Annotated in this window: 13 protein-coding genes; 2 read left to right on the top strand and 11 right to left on the bottom strand. The window is 72.3% G+C overall.

Going from position 1 to position 16,013, the window contains the following annotated elements:
* Positions 1 to 134: 134 nt before the first annotated feature.
* Positions 135 to 1,940, top strand: coding sequence for an AMP-dependent synthetase/ligase (locus ABD808_RS12090; RefSeq protein WP_344894560.1), 1,806 nt, complete (start codon positions 135 to 137; stop codon positions 1,938 to 1,940).
* Between the two features lie 104 nt (positions 1,941 to 2,044).
* On the opposite strand, the gene ABD808_RS12085 is transcribed toward ABD808_RS12090, so the two are convergent.
* From ABD808_RS12085 to ABD808_RS12060, 6 genes are all read right to left on the bottom strand, one after another.
* Positions 2,045 to 3,223, bottom strand: a complete 1,179-nt coding sequence (locus tag ABD808_RS12085; protein WP_344894557.1) for a DUF1996 domain-containing protein — start codon at positions 3,221 to 3,223, stop codon at positions 2,045 to 2,047.
* A 68-nt stretch (positions 3,224 to 3,291) separates the two neighbouring features.
* A complete protein-coding gene (locus ABD808_RS12080) occupies positions 3,292 to 3,855 on the bottom strand; it encodes a DUF4142 domain-containing protein (protein ID WP_344895380.1) in 564 nt (187 codons plus the stop codon).
* A gap of 179 nt (positions 3,856 to 4,034) precedes the next feature.
* On the bottom strand, positions 4,035 to 5,549 hold the full coding sequence (locus tag ABD808_RS12075; RefSeq protein WP_344894554.1) for a ferredoxin: 1,515 nt from the start codon (positions 5,547 to 5,549) through the stop codon (positions 4,035 to 4,037).
* Positions 5,546 to 6,382, bottom strand: a complete 837-nt coding sequence (locus ABD808_RS12070) for a ferric reductase-like transmembrane domain-containing protein (RefSeq protein ID WP_344894551.1) — start codon at positions 6,380 to 6,382, stop codon at positions 5,546 to 5,548. The genes ABD808_RS12075 and ABD808_RS12070 overlap by 4 nt, the downstream gene beginning before the upstream one ends.
* A gap of 10 nt (positions 6,383 to 6,392) precedes the next feature.
* Entirely contained in the window at positions 6,393 to 8,279 is a 1,887-nt protein-coding gene (locus tag ABD808_RS12065) for a hypothetical protein (protein ID WP_344894548.1), read from the bottom strand.
* A 231-nt stretch (positions 8,280 to 8,510) separates the two neighbouring features.
* On the bottom strand, positions 8,511 to 9,122 hold the full coding sequence (locus tag ABD808_RS12060) for a TetR/AcrR family transcriptional regulator (protein WP_344894545.1): 612 nt from the start codon (positions 9,120 to 9,122) through the stop codon (positions 8,511 to 8,513).
* A gap of 73 nt (positions 9,123 to 9,195) precedes the next feature.
* Here ABD808_RS12060 and ABD808_RS12055 point away from each other — a divergent pair, with 73 nt between their 5' ends.
* Positions 9,196 to 10,386, top strand: coding sequence for an MFS transporter (locus tag ABD808_RS12055; protein ID WP_344894542.1), 1,191 nt, complete (start codon positions 9,196 to 9,198; stop codon positions 10,384 to 10,386).
* Here the strand turns inward: ABD808_RS12055 and ABD808_RS12050 are convergent, their stop codons facing one another.
* The 5 genes from ABD808_RS12050 to qcrC all read right to left on the bottom strand — a co-directional run bounded on the left by ABD808_RS12050 (position 10,387) and on the right by qcrC (position 15,996).
* Positions 10,387 to 10,881, bottom strand: coding sequence for a penicillin-binding transpeptidase domain-containing protein (locus tag ABD808_RS12050; RefSeq protein ID WP_344894538.1), 495 nt, complete (start codon positions 10,879 to 10,881; stop codon positions 10,387 to 10,389).
* A gap of 256 nt (positions 10,882 to 11,137) precedes the next feature.
* Positions 11,138 to 12,262, bottom strand: a complete 1,125-nt coding sequence (locus ABD808_RS12045; protein WP_344894535.1) for a glycosyltransferase family 4 protein — start codon at positions 12,260 to 12,262, stop codon at positions 11,138 to 11,140.
* 67 nt (positions 12,263 to 12,329) lie between these two features.
* On the bottom strand, positions 12,330 to 13,964 hold the full coding sequence (gene qcrB, locus ABD808_RS12040) for a cytochrome bc1 complex cytochrome b subunit (RefSeq protein WP_344894532.1): 1,635 nt from the start codon (positions 13,962 to 13,964) through the stop codon (positions 12,330 to 12,332).
* The gene (gene qcrA, locus ABD808_RS12035; protein WP_344894529.1) at positions 13,961 to 15,088 is read right to left on the bottom strand and encodes a cytochrome bc1 complex Rieske iron-sulfur subunit; all 1,128 of its coding nucleotides are present in this window, start codon (positions 15,086 to 15,088) and stop codon (positions 13,961 to 13,963) included. The genes qcrB and qcrA overlap by 4 nt, the downstream gene beginning before the upstream one ends.
* Positions 15,085 to 15,996 (bottom strand): cytochrome bc1 complex diheme cytochrome c subunit, encoded by a 912-nt coding sequence (qcrC, locus tag ABD808_RS12030; RefSeq protein ID WP_344894526.1) that lies wholly within the window; start codon positions 15,994 to 15,996, stop codon positions 15,085 to 15,087. Before qcrC ends, qcrA begins: the two co-directional genes overlap by 4 nt.
* Positions 15,997 to 16,013 lie beyond the last annotated feature (17 nt).

The following is a 16,013-nucleotide window of genomic DNA, read 5'->3' as shown; positions in this document are numbered from 1 at the left end:
CCGACCGGTCGCCGCCGGGTGCGACATGCCCGGCGCTCAGGGCATTTCCGCTACTCACGGGTATCATGCCTGTCCGGAGAAGCCGCCGTCGGACTTCCCCGCCGACCTCCGAGAACGACGATGAGGAGCAGGCCGTGCGCGAGTTCAGCGTCCCCGCGATGGTGGAGGTCCCCGAGTCCACCACCCTGACCGACGCGCCCTTCACCCGGGCGGCCGAGGAGCCCGGCGCGATCGTCGCGCGGCGCAGGAGCGGCCCCGCCGACGCGCGCGCGTGGAGCGCCGTCACCGCGTCCGAGTTCGCGGCGGAGGCGGTCCGGCTCGCCAAGGGTCTGGTCGCCGCCGGGATCGAGCCCGGCGACCGGGTCGGGCTCCTGTCACGGACCCGCTACGAGTGGACGATGCTGGACTACGCGATCTGGACGGCGGGCGCGGTCTCCGTCCCGATCTACGAGACGTCCTCCGCCTCGCAGATCGAGTGGATCGCGGGCGACTCCCGCGCGAAGGCCCTGTTCGCCGAGACGGACGAGCACGTGCAGACGGTGGCGGGCATCCGCGAGCAGCTGCCCGACCTCGCGCACGTGTGGTGCATCGACAGGGGCGCCGTGGAGGAGGTCACCGCGCTCGGCGCCGACGTCGACGACGCGGTGGTCGAGGAGCGCCGCCGGTCCCGGACCGCGTCGGACGTCGCGACGCTCATCTACACCTCGGGCACCACCGGACGTCCCAAGGGCTGCGAGATCACCCACGGGAACCTGGTGTCCACGGCCCGCAACGGGGTGGCGGGCGCGATCGCCGAGGTCGTCGTCGAGGGCAGTTCGACGCTGCTGTTCCTGCCGCTGGCGCATGTGTTCGCCCGGTTCGTCCAGGTCGCCGCGATCGAGGCCGGTCTGGTGCTCGGGCACAGCGACGTCCCGAACCTGTTGCCCGACCTTGCCACGTTCCATCCGACGTTCCTGCTCTCCGTCCCGCGCGTGTTCGAGAAGGTCTACAACGGCGCCGAGCAGAAGGCCGACGCCGACGGCCGGGGCAAGGTCTTCCGGGCGGCGGCCGACACCGCCGTCTCCTACAGCCGCGCCCTTGACACGGGCGGTCCGGGCCTCGCGCTGAAGGCCAAGCACAAGGTCTTCGACGTGCTGGTGTACCGGAAGCTGCGCGCGGCGGTCGGCGGCGAGGTTCGGTACGCGATCTCCGGCGGCGCCGCGCTCGGCGAACGGATCGGCCACTTCTTCCGGGGCGTCGGCATCACGATCCTGGAGGGCTACGGCCTCACCGAGACGACGGCGCCCGCGACCGTCAACCGGCCCACCCACATGAAGATCGGCACGGTGGGACGGCCGCTGCCCGGGGTGGACGTCCACATCGCCGAGGACGGCGAGATCCTCGTCCGGGGCGTCAACGTCATGCACGGCTACTGGAACGACGAGACCGCCACCAAGGAGGTCCTGGACGCGGACGGCTGGTTCCACACCGGCGACCTCGGCTCCCTCGACGACGACGGCTTCCTGAAGATCACCGGCCGGAAGAAGGAGATCCTCGTCACGGCGGCGGGCAAGAACGTCGCGCCCGCGCCCCTGGAGGACAGCATCCGCGCGCACCCGCTGGTCAGCCAGTGCCTCGTGGTCGGCGACGGCCGCAAGTTCGTCGCCGCGCTCGTCACCCTGGACGAGGAGGCGCTCGGCCCGTGGAAGCAGCGGCACGGCAAGCCCGCGGAGATGACGCTGGACGAGGTGCGCCGCGACCCCGACCTCGTCGCCGAGATCGACGCGGCGGTCGCGGCCGCGAACACCTCGGTCAGCCACGCGGAGGCGATCAAGAAGCAGGTCGTCCTCGCCGTCGACTTCACCGAGGACAGCGGGCACCTGACGCCGAGCCTCAAGGTCAAGCGCAACGTCGTGCTGAAGGACTTCGCCGCCGAGATCGACGCCATCTACACGACCTGAGGCCGGTGGGGAGCGGCGTTCGAGCCCGTGGCGGGCACGCCGCTCCCCACCGCCGCGCGTCCGGGTCGCCCCAGGGCGGACCGGGCGTCCGGACGCGGGTCCGGTCAGTGGCGCCGACCGGAGTTGATGGCGCCGACCACCCGCCGCATCTGCCGGTCGGTCATCACGTTGATGAAGTCGCCGTGGTCGGTCACCGGGTTGTGCCCCTGCTCGGGGAACGAGTCCAGCGCGAACGCCAGCGCCTTGGCGGGCACGCGGTAGACCAGCGTCATCCGCAGCTGCGGGACGGCGCGCGTGCCGCTCGGGCACTGGCCGGTCCGCTGGTCGGGGAACCGGATGTGGTCGCGGTGGTTGGCGCTGTCGGTGTTGCGGCCGTCCCAGCAGCTCGCGAAGTTCAGTACACGGACGACGTCGCTGCCGCGCGGGCACAGCGGGTACTTGTCGGTGAACGCGCGGTCCTCGGAGCCGGTGCACGTCCACTGGGCGTGGGCGTTGGCCCCGCCGTTCGTCGCCGACTTGGCGTCACCGGTCGCCATCCGGATGAACCGGGGCATCGCGGTGACCCTGGCGCGCGGGTTGCCGAGGAACTGGATGCGCGCCTTGGACGGTTCGACGACGCTGCCGACGTTGCCGTCCTGCGTGCTCTGCCCGGCGCGGTCGGACCCGTCCTTGCCGGACCGCAGCCGCAGCACCGGCCAGAAGTAGGTGGACTTGTCGCCGTTCGTGCAGGTCGTCCCGGCGGCGGCGAGGGTCTCGTCGGTGGAGAACGCGTCGGTGTCGAGGTTGCCGACGTAGTCGTGGATGTGGTGCGCGCCGTTCACGACGCCGGGCGCCGCGACGACGTTGTCGGGGTTGCTGTGCGCCTGGCCCTTGTTGGTTCCGCAGCTGACCGAGAACACGCCGCGCGAGCCGCTGCGGCTGCGGCGCGGCTCGCGGACGCGCGGCGCCCTGCGGATGCTGACGTACTGGTCGGGCGTCGGGCCCGTCGCCTGTCCCCCGCCGTTCTGGCCGCCCCCGCCATTCTGTCCGCCGCCGCCGCCCTGGCCGCCGCCACCGGTGGGCTCGCTGGTCGGGTCCCGGGTCGGGTCGTCCGTCGGATCGGCGGACGGGTCGGCGCTGGGGTCGGCGGGGTCCGCCGACGGGTCGGCGCTCGGATCGGCCGTGTAGGTCCGGACGCCGCCGACGTTCCCGGCCGTCACGGCGGCGGGCGTCGCCTGGCAGGCCGACGAGGCAAGGGCCAGCGCCGGAATGATCACGGCGAACGCTTTCTTCTTTCGTCCCATGGAAAGGTGCTCCCTCTTCCGGGTCGGGATGTGCGTCAGTGCTGCTTCAACGCTGCGTCAGTGCTGCGTCAATGCAGGGCGCGTCTGGGGACCAGGCCGGTGCTCTCCAGCAGCGACATGTGCGTGTTGACGAATTTCAGGCACCGTTCGGCGAACGCGCGGATCTCGGTGTTCTCGCTCTGCGCGCGCACCTTCGCGATGATCGTGAAGACCTGTCCGTGCGCGGCCCGCAGCCGCAGCACGAATGTCTTGTCATAATCAATTCCGTACTTGCCCGACATTTCGCGGAGCCAGCTCTTCTGGCTTCCGTTGGGCGCGTTGGGAAGTAGCACGCCGAGCCGTTGCGCGGTGGCGCGGGTGTCGGCGTCCAGCTGCATGTGCTGCTGCATGATGATCTGGCCGACTTCCCGGACCCGGGGCCTGACCGCTCGCTGCTGTGCCTGCTGGCCTGCGGGAATCTCCCACAGGCCGGCCTGTCGGACCTTGACGAGCAGTTGCCTGTCGAGCGTGCTCAGCCGTCCCCAGCGGGTGTTGACGGTGCCGCCGAGATTCGCCGCGCCACTGGCCGGCACGCCGACCGGATTCATCACGACCGCGAACGCGGCCGCGACGGCGCCGACGGCCGCCAACACCAACAGGGCACGGCCCCAGCCGAGACGCCGGCGGCGCCATGGGCGCTTTTCGGCGTATCCGTAGGATTTCCTCAAGGAACTTCTTCCCCCTTTCGAGGATCTCTCGACGGACCCGGCACGGATTCAGTGGGAGATACGCACCGGGCCGCCGCGCGGTTCAACGACGTCCACCTGTTTCCCTATTTTCTTGACGCCCCAAAACCGGGGACTCCCCCGACGACGCGCAGCGCCAACGCCGGGCACATCGCGACCGCCTTCTGCACGTCCTTCTCCATCCAGGACGGGATGTCGGAGCCGAGCACGACGGGGAACCCGTGCCGGTCGAGCTGGATCAGCTCGGGGACGAGGTAGGCGCACAGCCCGTGCCCGTCGCAGCGGCTCCAGTCGATCGCGACCCGCCCCTCGGTGCCGTCCGGCACCGGCAGCGGCAGCACCCCGTAGGTCGACAGGCCGCAGCCGCCGCCCCACCGGTGCGCGTCGATGTCGGCGCCGAACGCCTCCATCGCCGACAGCACGAACTTCGCGGTGCCGTCCGGATGGGTGCAGGCGCCCCGCCCCCGGCCGACCCCGGCGGCGCGGCGGACGTTGTCGACCGTCCCCGCCCCCTCGGTGAGGGCGTTCAGGGACCGGACGACGTCGGGCAGCCCGAGCCGGCACGGCCCGCACTGCCCGGCCGACTGGGCGGCCAGGTAGGCGGCGATCCTGGTGACCTCGCCGAGCGGGCAGGTGCCCTGCGTGAGCGGCAGGATGATGCCCGCGCCGACCGTCCCGCCGACGCTCCGCATCCCGGCGCGCGACAGCACGGCCCGCGCCACGTTGGCCGGGTCGAGCCACATCCCGTGGTAGCCGCCGACGAGCACGCCCGGCGACGGCGGCACCTGGCACTGGTCCAGGACGGCCTGGAGCGGCGTGCCGAGCGGCGCCTCCACGACCTGCGTGCCGCCGACGGTGAGCAGCGTGGTGCCCGGCTCGTCCGGCGTCCCGGCCGACGCGTACAGGTCGGGGCCGAGCGAGACGAGCACCGCGAGCTGCGCGAACGTCTCGGTGTTGGACAGCAGCGTCGGGTAGCCGTCCACGCCGGACTCGGACGCGCGGACCTTGACGCCCGGCGGGATCGGCGTCTCGCCGTTGATCGCGCGGATCACGGCGCCGCTCTCCCCGGAGATGAACCGCTCGGTCAGCCGGACGACCCGCGCGGGCATCCGCCGTTCGCTGATCGCGGCGCGGACCGAGCGGGCGGCCTCGTCGTCCTCGACGGCCACGACCACCCGCCGCGTGCCGATCGCTGACGCGGCGATCTGCGCGCCGTCCAGCACGAGGTGCGGGGCCCGGCCGAGCAGCACCTTGTCCTTGGCGCTGCCGGGCTCGCCCTCGGCGCCGTTCACCACGACGACGACGTCCTCGCAGGATCCGCGCTTGTCGCTCTTCTCGCCCGGCAGCAGCGCCGGGGGGTCGGTGGTCGTGTACTTCACCCGCGCCGCCACCGCCATCAGCTTGCGAGCGAAGGGGAAGCCCGCGCCGCCGCGTCCCCGCAGGTCGACCTGCTCGCACGCGCGGACCAGGTCGTCCAGCGCGGGGGCGCGGAGCTTGCCGTGGACGGCGAGGTGCCGATCGAGGTCCAGCCGGTCGAACCGGTCGAACCCGAGCGTCAGCCGGGGGCCGTCGATGCCGGAGACGGTGACGGTCGAGGTCATCGCAGGACCTCGGGGTCGCGATCACCGTAGCCGTCGCGATCACCGTACCCATCACGTTCGCCGTAGCCGTCACGTTGGCCGTAACCGTCGCGGGGACCGTAGCCGTCGCGGGCGGCGGCGGCCGCGCGGGCCTCCTCGTGTTCGCGGTCCGCCATGGCGCGCCGGTCGCGGCGCCGTCCCGCGCCGTCCGGCAGGCCGAACGGGTCGACCGGGTCACCGGCGCGGGCCAGCTCGCGCGGCTTGACCACGACGATGACGCGGGTGATGAGCGCGAGGACGACGAACACCACGCTCATCACGTAGGCGAGCACCACCCATGGCGCGGCGGCGCGTCCGGCGATCAGACCGTGCACGATCGCCATCGGCCACGACACGTACGCGAGGACGTGCATCGACCGCCACACCCAGGCGTTGCCGCGGAACGCGAACCGCGACCGCAGCGCCCCGGTGATCACGATGACGATCATCAGATCGGCCGCGATCGTGCCGAGCCCGACCGCCCCGAGGGACGGGACGACGACCTGCGTGGGCAGCGCCAGCCCCGCCATCACCTTCACCGCCATGTGCGCGACCAGCATCGCGGTCGCCACGACGGCGGAGGCGCGGTGCAGGGCCTGCGCGAGCACCCGGTGCCGGATCTGGAGGATCAGCCGCTCGGTCGCGAGCAGCCCGCTCATCACGGCGGTGGTGTAGGCGACCAGCGAGAACACTCCCGCGTAGAAGTTGAGGAAGTACTGCACGTTCGCGACCGCGACGGCGCCCTGCGGGGTCGCCGCGCCCGCGAGCACGGCCACCGCGCCGACGAGCAGCACGCGCAGGACCCATCCGGGCACCGCGGGATCATCACTGTTGCGAATTCGCACCGATCGGACTCCTCTTCTGGGTTGCGGGCGGCGCCGGAATGGCCGCCGATCCTGCGACGCCCTTCAGCGGAAGGCCGGGGGACGGCGGTGACGACGGGGTGTCGTCCGCCGGTGGGTCGTCCGCCGGTGGTTCCTCCGCCGGGGGGACGGGCCCGAGGTTGGCGAGCAGCCCGCCGGGGAGCACCTGGAGCGCGCCGCGTTCGGCGTAGCCGAGGAGCGGTTCGGCGCGTTCCCGGAACGTCCAGCCGCCGATCCGCGCGCCGTCGAGCGGGACCGTTCCCGCTCCACGGCGCACCCCGAACGCGACCTCCGCGTCGGGCGCCGGGGCCCCACCGCACGGCCGGTCGGTGCCGGTGCGGCCGAGCGGGTCCCCCTGCGCGACGGCGGCGCCGTCGCGCAGTTTCGCCGGGATGTCGGTGAGGCGGTGGTAGATCGTCGCGACACCGCCCGGATGGATGACCATGAGCATCGCGTGCCCGGCGGCGTCGGCGCAGAAGCGGTACAGGCGGCCGTCGCCGGACGCGAGGACGCGGCCGTCGCCGCCCGAGAACGCCACCGACGCCAGCGGGCGCGGCGACCCCGACGCGTCCGGGGTCGTCATCGACCAGGCGTCGCCGACCTTCCACGGCAGCATCAGCCGGTCGCCGCCGCCGTCGCCGCCGACCAGCGTCGCGGCCCGGTCGGCGGTGACCGTCGCGTAGCCGCGCAGGGCCTTGGCCTCGGCGACCGGCATGACGGTCGCGGGGACGGCGCCGAGCAGGTCGCCGAACAGGCGGCCGCCGGAGAGTCCGACCTGCCAGTCCTCGCCCGTCCAGCGTGCCGCGTAGAACGCGACCTCGGGGCCGGCGGTGCTGGAGTCCGGGACGGGGATCGCGGTGGTGCCGAACACCCAGGTCCTGTCGGCGCTCGTCCGGGTGGTGTTCACGATCGGCGCCCCGCCGGGCGCGGCGCCGTAGGCCTCCCGGGCGGCGGCGCCGCGTTCCGTCAGGGTCAGCTTCCTGACCTGGGCGGTCAGCGCCCGCGGGTCCGGGCCGGTCTCCGTGCCGGGCGCGCCGCTCTGGCCCGGGCGCGGCGACTGCCGGGACGGCCGTCCGGGGCCGCCGCCGGGCTTCGGCGGCGTGATGGCGTCCTGGGAGCCGATGGGGCCGGACGATCCGCCGATCGGGCCGCCGTCCAGCAGCGCCCGCTCGACGATGCCCAGCAGGGACAGGCCGACGGCGGTGGACAGCACGATCGCGCCGATGCTGAGCCGGTCGTTGCGGCCCCGGCCGCCGCGCGGCCTCGCCTTCGGCCCCGGGCGTGGCGGCGCGCCGTGCCGGGCCCGCCGCTCCCCGCGCCCCTCGCCGCGCCCATCGGGACGCCGCTCTGGGCGGGGCCGCTCCGGGCGGGGCCGGTCCTTGCGCGGTCCGGGGCCGCCCACGCGCGCGTCGTGCTGCTCGGGCATGGCGCCCAAACGCTCGGTACGCGCGTCGGACGGCCGGGCCCGCGCCCCCGGTGGCTCGTTCCGAAGGTCGGACGGCTCGTTCCGTGGCCGCGGTGGCCTGTTGCGAGGGCCGAACTGGTCGGCACGCGCGTCATCTCGCCGCGCTCGTTCTGGTGGTCTCTCCTCGCGCGCCGGGGAGCGTTCCGTCCGGGCCTTCTCCTGCCGCTTCATCTCCCGGCGGCTGGGCCCGCGGCGGGACGATCGTCCGCCGCGCTCGGACCAGTCGGGTTGCTCCGACCACCAGGACCCGTCGGGCCACTGCGGCTCCTCGGACCCCTGCCCCTGCCGGGGCCCGGGTCTCGACGAGGGGCGCGCGGGCGTCTCCGCCCACTGTTCGGCATGCGTGGTGTTCCGGGACGCATGCCCCATATCGCGTCGCGCCATGCCCTCTCCTGTGGAGGAGACGGAGGGCTCGGCGAACGCCGGTCGGCTCCGGGCCGCCGGACTCATCGTCCGACGGCGATCCCGCTGAGACATCGGGGGCCGCGGTGCGGGAGCCCGCTCGCTCCAACCGCGTTCCCCGAACGGATTCTTTACGAATCCGCTCGATCACTCCCGGAGCATACGCCCCACGAGCCACTCAGATGCGAATTGGTGCCAAAAACGCGAAAACCCTTACTCCGCGGTCGTTCTGTTCTCCATGGCAGTACGTGCGAAAGCCATGACATGTTCACGCATCTGGGCGATGGATTCTGGCGTGTCCATCGAGGCGCCGAAGAGCGCGGCGATCTGTGGCATCACCATCGGCATCAGGGCCAAGCCCTTGAGGGTCAGCACGGTACGGCCGATCTCGTCGGACGGCTCCTCGCCGAGCCGGTCGGCCAGCGAGACGACCTTCTGCCGACACCGGTCGACCCGCCACTGCTGCTCGGGCAGCGTGTTCGTCCGGTGGTACAGGGACTCCCACAGCAACAGCCGCAACAGCACCGGGTTCCGCACGTAATAGTCGAACAACTTGCCGACATAGTCGACCGGGTTGTCGCCGGGCATCGCCGTGACCTCGACCAATTCGTCCATCGCCGCCTTCATGACGGCATCGAACAGCTTCTCCTTGTTGCCGAAGTAGCCGTAGATCCGTTCCTTGTTGACACCGGCGCGTTTGGCGATCCGGTCGACGCGCGCTCCGGCGATGCCGTGCTCGGCGAACTCGTCGCGCGCGGAGTCGAGCAGGGCCTGCTTGGTGGCCGCGGCGGACGATCGGGCGCGGGGACCGGGACTGTTCGGCATGTCCCGTAGCATAGCCGGTAGCGTCCAACCGGTTGGTTGACAACCAACTGTTTAGTTGGCTACCGTCCTCGGCATGCCCACCGCAGTAGATCGTCCGTCCTCCGCGACCTCCGCCACCACCGGATCGTCCGGCCCCGAGTACGCCCCCTTCGGCCGGACGGTCATCGCCCTGGCCGTCACCGCCCTCCTCGCCACCGGCCAGCTGTACGGGATGATCCCCCTGCTCGGCCGGGCCGCGTCCGGGTGGCATGTCGCCCCCGCGTCCCTCACCTGGCTGGTCAGCGCGTTCGGATTCGGGTACGCCGCCGGGTTCCTGCTCCTCGGCCCCCTGTCGGACCGTCTCGGCCGCCGCCGCGTCATCGTCGCCGGGGTCGCCGCCACCGCGATCACCACCGCGCTCGTCGCGGCCTCCCCCTCCCCCGGCGCCGCGCTGGCCCTGCGCGTCCTCCAGGGGTTCACGATCGGCGCGTTCCCGCCCGTCGCGATGGCGTACATCGGTGAGCGGGTCGCGCCGCACCGGCGGCTCGTCACCGTCACCTCGATGACCACCGGGTTCCTGGCGGCGGCCGTCTTCGGCCAGCTCGCCGCCCAGGGCCTGGCGGCGACGCTCGGCTGGCGCTGGTTCTTCGTCGCGGGCGCGTTCGCGTTCGCCGCCGCCGCCGTCGTGCTGCGCTGGGCCATGCTGCCGGACGGCCCGTCCACCGGCGTGTCACCGCTGGCCGCCTACCGCGCGATGCCGCCGCTGCTGATCGCGCCCTCGCTGCGGCTGCTGTTCCTCGCCGTCCCGGCCGTGCTGGGCTCGTTCGTCGCGATCTACACCGGGCTCCAGCTCACCGGGACGACCGGCCTGCTCGGGCTGCGGGCCAGCGCGCTGCCGGTGATCCTCGCCATCCCGTTCCTCACGCCCCGGCTGGCGCGGATCCCCGGCCCGGCCCGCGCCGGGATGGCGCTCGGGCTCGCCGCGCTCGGGACCGCGCTCGTCGGCCTGCTGGAGCCCGGCACGATCGTGCTCGCGCTGCTGCTCATGGTGGTCACCGCCGGAATCTCGATCGCCGCACCCGGCCTGATCGACATGATCGGCACCCGGGCCGGGGCCGCCCGCGCGCCCGCGATCTCGCTCTACAGCGCGCTGATGTTCGTGGGCGCGAGCCTGGGGCCGCAGGTCGCGTCCGCGCTGACCGGCGACGGGCTGCGGGCCCTCGGGCTCGTCCTCGCCGTCCTGCTCGCGGGGGCGGCGGCACTGGCCGCCACCGCCCGCCACTGATCAGCCGAGGGCTGTCAGGAAGCGGGCCGCCAGCGGCGCCGCGACCCGCGGGCCCGAGCCGCCCGCCTCGACGAAGACCGAGAACGCGACGTCGCCCCGGTAGCCGATGAACCAGGCGTGGGTCTGCCCGTCGCCCAGCTCGGCCGTGCCCGTCTTGCCCGCCGTCCCGTCCGGAAGCCCGGCCCCCGCCGCGGCGGCCACCGACGCCATCAGCAGCGGGCTCGCCTGGACGCGGCCCTGCCCGATCGCCGCCTCCGCCAGCTCGGCGCCGTTCTTCGGGTCGGGGAAACTTCCATCGGCGGCGTCCACACCCGGTGTGATCCGCGTCCCGAAACCGAAGCGGCGGGCGCTGGCCGCCAGCTTCGTCGGCCCGAGCCGTTCGACCGCGAGCCGCGCGAACGTCGTGTTGCAGGACGCCGCGAACGCCTCCTTCAGCGTCGTCCGGCCGAGCGCGTGGTCCTCGTCGTTGCGAATGGTGCGCTGCGCGGTGACCACCGAAGCCGTCCGCCACCGCGAGGACCTCGCCGTCGTCCGGGCGGACGGCCACGATCGCGGCCCGTCCCGGCGCGGCCGCCAGCGCCTTCTCCGCCGCCGCCTGCACCCGCGCGTCGAGCGTCGTCTCGATCTTCCGGCCCTTCTCGACGTCGAACAGCTTCACCCGCTGGGGCGGCCCGTCGTTCCGAGCACGCATCCCGCCCACCTCCACACGACCCGATGTGGGCATGATCATGCCACCGACGGGATCTCCGGGTCAGGGAGTCAGGAGGGCGGCCAGGCGGGCGGCCTGGATCTCCCAGCGCCACTCCCGTTCGACCCAGGCGCGTCCCCGCTCACCCGTCCGGCGGGCCCGGTCCGGGTCGGCGAGCAGGGTGGTGAGGGCATCGGCGACGCGGGCGACGGAGCGGCCCGGCACGACGAGGCCGGTCTCGCCGTCCAGGACGGCGTCGGGCGCGCCGCCGGAGTCCCCGGCGATCACGGGCAGGCCCGTCGCCGACGCCTCCAGGTAGACGATGCCGAGGCCCTCCACGTCCAGGCCACGGCGTCGGGTCCGGCACGGCATCGCGAAGACGTCGGCCGCGTCGTAGTGGGCCGGCAACTCCTCCCACGGGACGCCGCCGGTGAACACGACCGACTTGTCCACGCCCAAGGAGATCGCGAGGCGGGACAGGGGCGCGCGGTAGGGGCCGTCGCCAACGAGCAGGAGCGCCGCGTCCGGGACCTTGCGCAGGACGCGCGGCCAGGCGTGGATCAGAGCGTCCTGCCCCTTGCGCGGCACCAGCCGGGACACGCACACCGCCACGGGACGTCCCGCCAGCCGATGCCTGGCCCGGATCTCGTCGCCGCCCGAGCCCGGACGGAAGACCTTCTCGTCCACGCCCGGGGCGAGCCGGGCCATGCGCGCCGCCGCCCCCGGCGACAGGGCGGGCGCGATGCGGGACCGCGTGTAGTCACCGAGGTAGGTCAGCGCGTCGACGGAGTCCCCGATGCGGCCGAGCAGATCGCGCGCCACCGGCAGTGACGCCCACCCCGCCTCGTGGCCGTGGGTGATCCCGACCAGGCGGTCGGCGCCGCGCCGCCGCAGCGCCGGGGCCAACAGGCCGAGCGGCGCCGACGCCCCGAACACCACCGAGTCGCAGCCCTCCGCGCGGAGCACGTCCCCCGCCCGGCGCAGCACGCCCGGCACCGGCAGCATCAACGGGCCCGGATGCCGGACGACCGGGAACGGCTGCTCCGCGTCGAACGCGGCGGCGCCCTTCCACGCCGGGGCGTACACGACCACCGAACCCGGCGGGCGCCGCAGGGCGAGGCCGTGCACGAACGCCTGGATGCCGCCCGCCCGGGGCGGGAAGTCGTTGGTGACGAACAGGGTCCTCATCGTCCGCCCAGCATAGGAAGAGGCCCGGCGCCGCCGTGGCGGCACCGGGCCTCTCGAACGTCGCCGGTCAGCGGTTGACCTGGTGCGAGTCCGATCCGCTCTCGATCGCCTCGTGCTCCCCGTGCTCGTGCTCCTCGACGGGGATGTCGTCGAACGTCCACGCGCGGTTCAGCCGCGAACGCAGATGCCCGATCGGGCCCTTGGAACCGGGGGCGGGGATGCCGCTGGCGTCCCGTGCGGGCGCCTCCGGCCTGGCGTTCTCCTTGGACAGCAGGACGATCTTCTCCTCCTCGCGCGGCGCCTCGTGCCGCTCGGAGAACTTGCCGTCCGGAGACATCATGATGACGCCGCTCTCCACGCCGTGGCCGACGACGTCGGCGTCCTTGCGCTGGAGACCCAGGCAGATCCGCTTGGTGATGACGAACGCCAGGAACGGCCCGACGAAGACCGTCACCCGGAAGAACCAGGTCGTGGCGAACAACGACACGTGGAACTTCTCGGCGAGGACGTCGTTGGCGCCCGCGAGCCACAGCAGCCCGTAGAACGCCACCGCCGCGATGCCGGTCGCGGTGCGGATCGGGGCGTTGCGCGGCCGCGTGTTGACGTGGTGCTGGCGTTTGTCGCCCGTCACCCACGCCTCGACGAACGGCCACGCCATCGCGCCGCCGAAGATGATGCCGAGCGGGACCGTCGCGGGGATCAGCACGTTCAGGCTGAGCGTGTGGCCCCAGGCGGTGATCTCCCAGTTCGGCATGATCCGCAGCGCGCCCTCCAGGACGCCCATGTACCAGTCCGGCTGGGACCCCGACGAGATGGCGCCCGGGTCGTAAGGACCGAACAGCCAGATCGGGTTGATCTGTGCGAACGCCCCCAGCAGCGCGATGACGCCGAAGGTGAACATGAAGTAGGCGCCCGTCTTGGCCATGAAGACCGGGTAGAACGGGTAGCCGTACACCTGCTTCTCGGACTGGTTCTTGACCGGCATCGCCGTGTGCTTCTGATGCCACATGATCATCATGTGCGCGGTGACGAGGCCGAGGATCAGCGCCGGGATCAGCAGGATGTGGATCACGTACAGGCGCGGGATGATGTCCTGGCCGGGGAACTCGCCGCCGAACAGGAACATGTAGGCGTAGGTCCCGACGAGCGGGATCGACTCCAGCACGCCCTGCGTGATCCGCAGACCGGTGCCGGACAGCAGGTCGTCGGGCAGCGAGTACCCGAACAGGCCCTCCAGCATGCCCAGGATGAACATGTTGACGCCGATGAGGTAGTTCAGCTCACGCGGCTTGCGGTACGCACCGGTGAAGAACACCCGCAGCATGTGCGCCAGGATCGACGCCATGAACAGGATCGCGGCCCAGTGGTGGATCTGCCGCATCAGCAGACCGCCGCGCACGTCGAAGCTGATGTGCAGTGTCGAGGCGTAGGCCTCCGACATCTTCACGCCTTGGAGCTTGGCGTACGAGCCGTCGTACACGACCTCGTTCATGCTCGGCTGGAACCAGAGCGTCAGGAACGTCCCGGTCAGCAGCAGGATGATGAACGAGTACAGCGCGATCTCGCCCAGCATGAACGACCAGTGGTCCGGGAAGACCTTCTTGACGTTGCGTCGGAAGAAGGTCGTCGAGCCGAGGCGCTCGTCGATGAACCCGAGCGTGCCCTCGATCGCCTTCGGCGGCGGTGCGGTCGTGTCGCTCATCCGCGCTCCCAGAAGCTCGGTCCGACCGGTTCGTGATAGTCGCTGGTCGCGATGATGTAGCCGTCCTCGACCGACAGCGGAAGCTGCGGCAGCGGCCGCGCCGCCGGGCCGAAGATGACCTTCGCGGCGTCGGTGGCGTCGAACGTGGACTGGTGGCACGGGCACAGGATGTGGTGCGTCGTCTGCTCGTACAGCGCCGCCGGACACCCGACGTGCGTGCACACCTTGGAGTACGCCACGATCCCGTTGACGTGCCAGTTCTCGCGTCCCTCGGCGGGCTTGAACAGATCCTCGGGGATGTTGATGAGGATCGTGACCGCCTTGGCGTTCTGGGTGAGGACGTCGTCCTCGGGCACGTGCTCCTCGATGCCCTCGGGCAGCACGGTGATCATGCTGCCCGGGCTGGCGAAGTCGCTGACGCGCAGCGGGCGGTCGGTGCCGTCCACGACCAGGCGGACGCCCTTCTTGCCCTCGCTCTTCGCGCGCTTCACGGCGTCGCCCCAGTAGGTGTGGCGCAGCCGCTTCTCCGGCAGCGGGCCGAGGTCGCGCAGCAGCACCAGCGGCGCCAGCCCGAGCGGCGCGGCGGCCAGCAGCAGCGTGCGGCGCAGCAGCGGCCGCTTGGTGATGCCGCTGTCGTCGGCGCCCTCCATGAAGTCGCGGGCGAACGCGGTCCGCGACTCCTCGTCGGAGGCCAGCTCGTGCCGCTCCTGGATGATCGGCTTGCTGGTCATCAGGCGGCGCACCCAGATGGTGACGCCCGCCGCCACGGCCAGGAACGACAGCGCCATCGTCCCGCCGAGCCAGAAGTTGGACTCGCGGGCCCGCAGCACGCCGTGCATGCCGCCGTCGCGGCCGCTCCACCCGATGAAGTAGGCGATGAACGCCACGCTGGACGCGAACGCGACCAGGAACAGCGTCGCGACGATCCGCTCCGCCCGCTTCATCGACGCCTCGTCGAGCTGCTCCCCGACGCCCGCGGGCGCGGAGATGTCGTCCTCGGCGAGCAGCGCCCTGTCCCGCGCCGGGGACGGCGTGCCGACGATCCGCTCACGCCTGGCGCCGCGTTCGGCGCCGTCCTCGTCCGGGCCGGTGGAGCCCGGGGTGTCCTTGTTCTCGTCGCTCATGACTTCTTCAGCTTCTTCGGCTTCTTCGCGGTGATCCACATGGCCGCCAGCACCAGCAGGCCGATCCCGACCAGCCAGCCCGCCAGGCCCTCGCTCACCGGGCCGATGCGGCCGAGCCCGTTACCGCCCGGGTTCGCCTCCTCGCGCGTCTGGACGAGGTAGGCGATGATCGCCTGCTTGTCCTTCTGCGTGAGCGTGGTGTCGTTGAACACCGGCATCGCCTGCGGCCCGGTCAGCATCGCCTCGTACATCTGCGTGGGCGTGACGTCGTCGCCGGACAGCTTCGGCGCGTACTTGCCGCCGGTCAGCGCGCCGCCCTGGCCGGTGAAGTTGTGGCACTGGGCGCAGTTGGTGCGGAACAGCTTTCCGCCGAGCGCGACGTCGCCGTCCTTCGGGTCGACCGCCGACGCGGACGGGACCTCGGGGCCGCCGCCCAGCGACTGGATGTAGGCCCGCAGGTCGTGCAGGTTCTTCTCGGCCTCGGCCTTCTGCTTCTCGGCCGCCTCGCGCTTCTCCCGCTCCTCGTAGTCGGTCTTGATCGAGGTGTTGAAGGCGGGGATCGGCTCCTTGCGCGGCACCTGCGCGCCGGGGTTCATCGCGGGCATCCGGCCCGTGCTGACCTGGAAGTCGACGGACGCGGCGCCGACGCCGATCAGGCTCGGCGCGATCGGCTTGCCCTCGGCGTCCTTGGTGCCTTCGGCGTTCAGGCCGTGACAGCTCGCGCAGTTCTTGTTGAACAACTGCTGGCCGTGCTTGAGGTCCTGCGCTGCCTGGGCGCTTGTCTTCGCCTCGGCGCGGTCAGTCCGCGGCGAGAAGCCGGCGTAGATCACACCGATCGCCGCCAGGGCCGCCAGCACGACGGCGTAGCCCGCCCACGGGCGCCGTCGCCATGCGGTGATCCTTTTCACGGAAATCCCCGTTCGGG

Origin of the sequence: Actinomadura meridiana, from assembly GCF_039537545.1 — a bacterium.
GTDB classification, from domain to species: domain Bacteria; phylum Actinomycetota; class Actinomycetes; order Streptosporangiales; family Streptosporangiaceae; genus Spirillospora; species Spirillospora meridiana.
The sequence above is the reverse complement of the archived record's forward strand: the minus strand, read 5'-3'. Positions and strand labels throughout refer to the sequence as shown.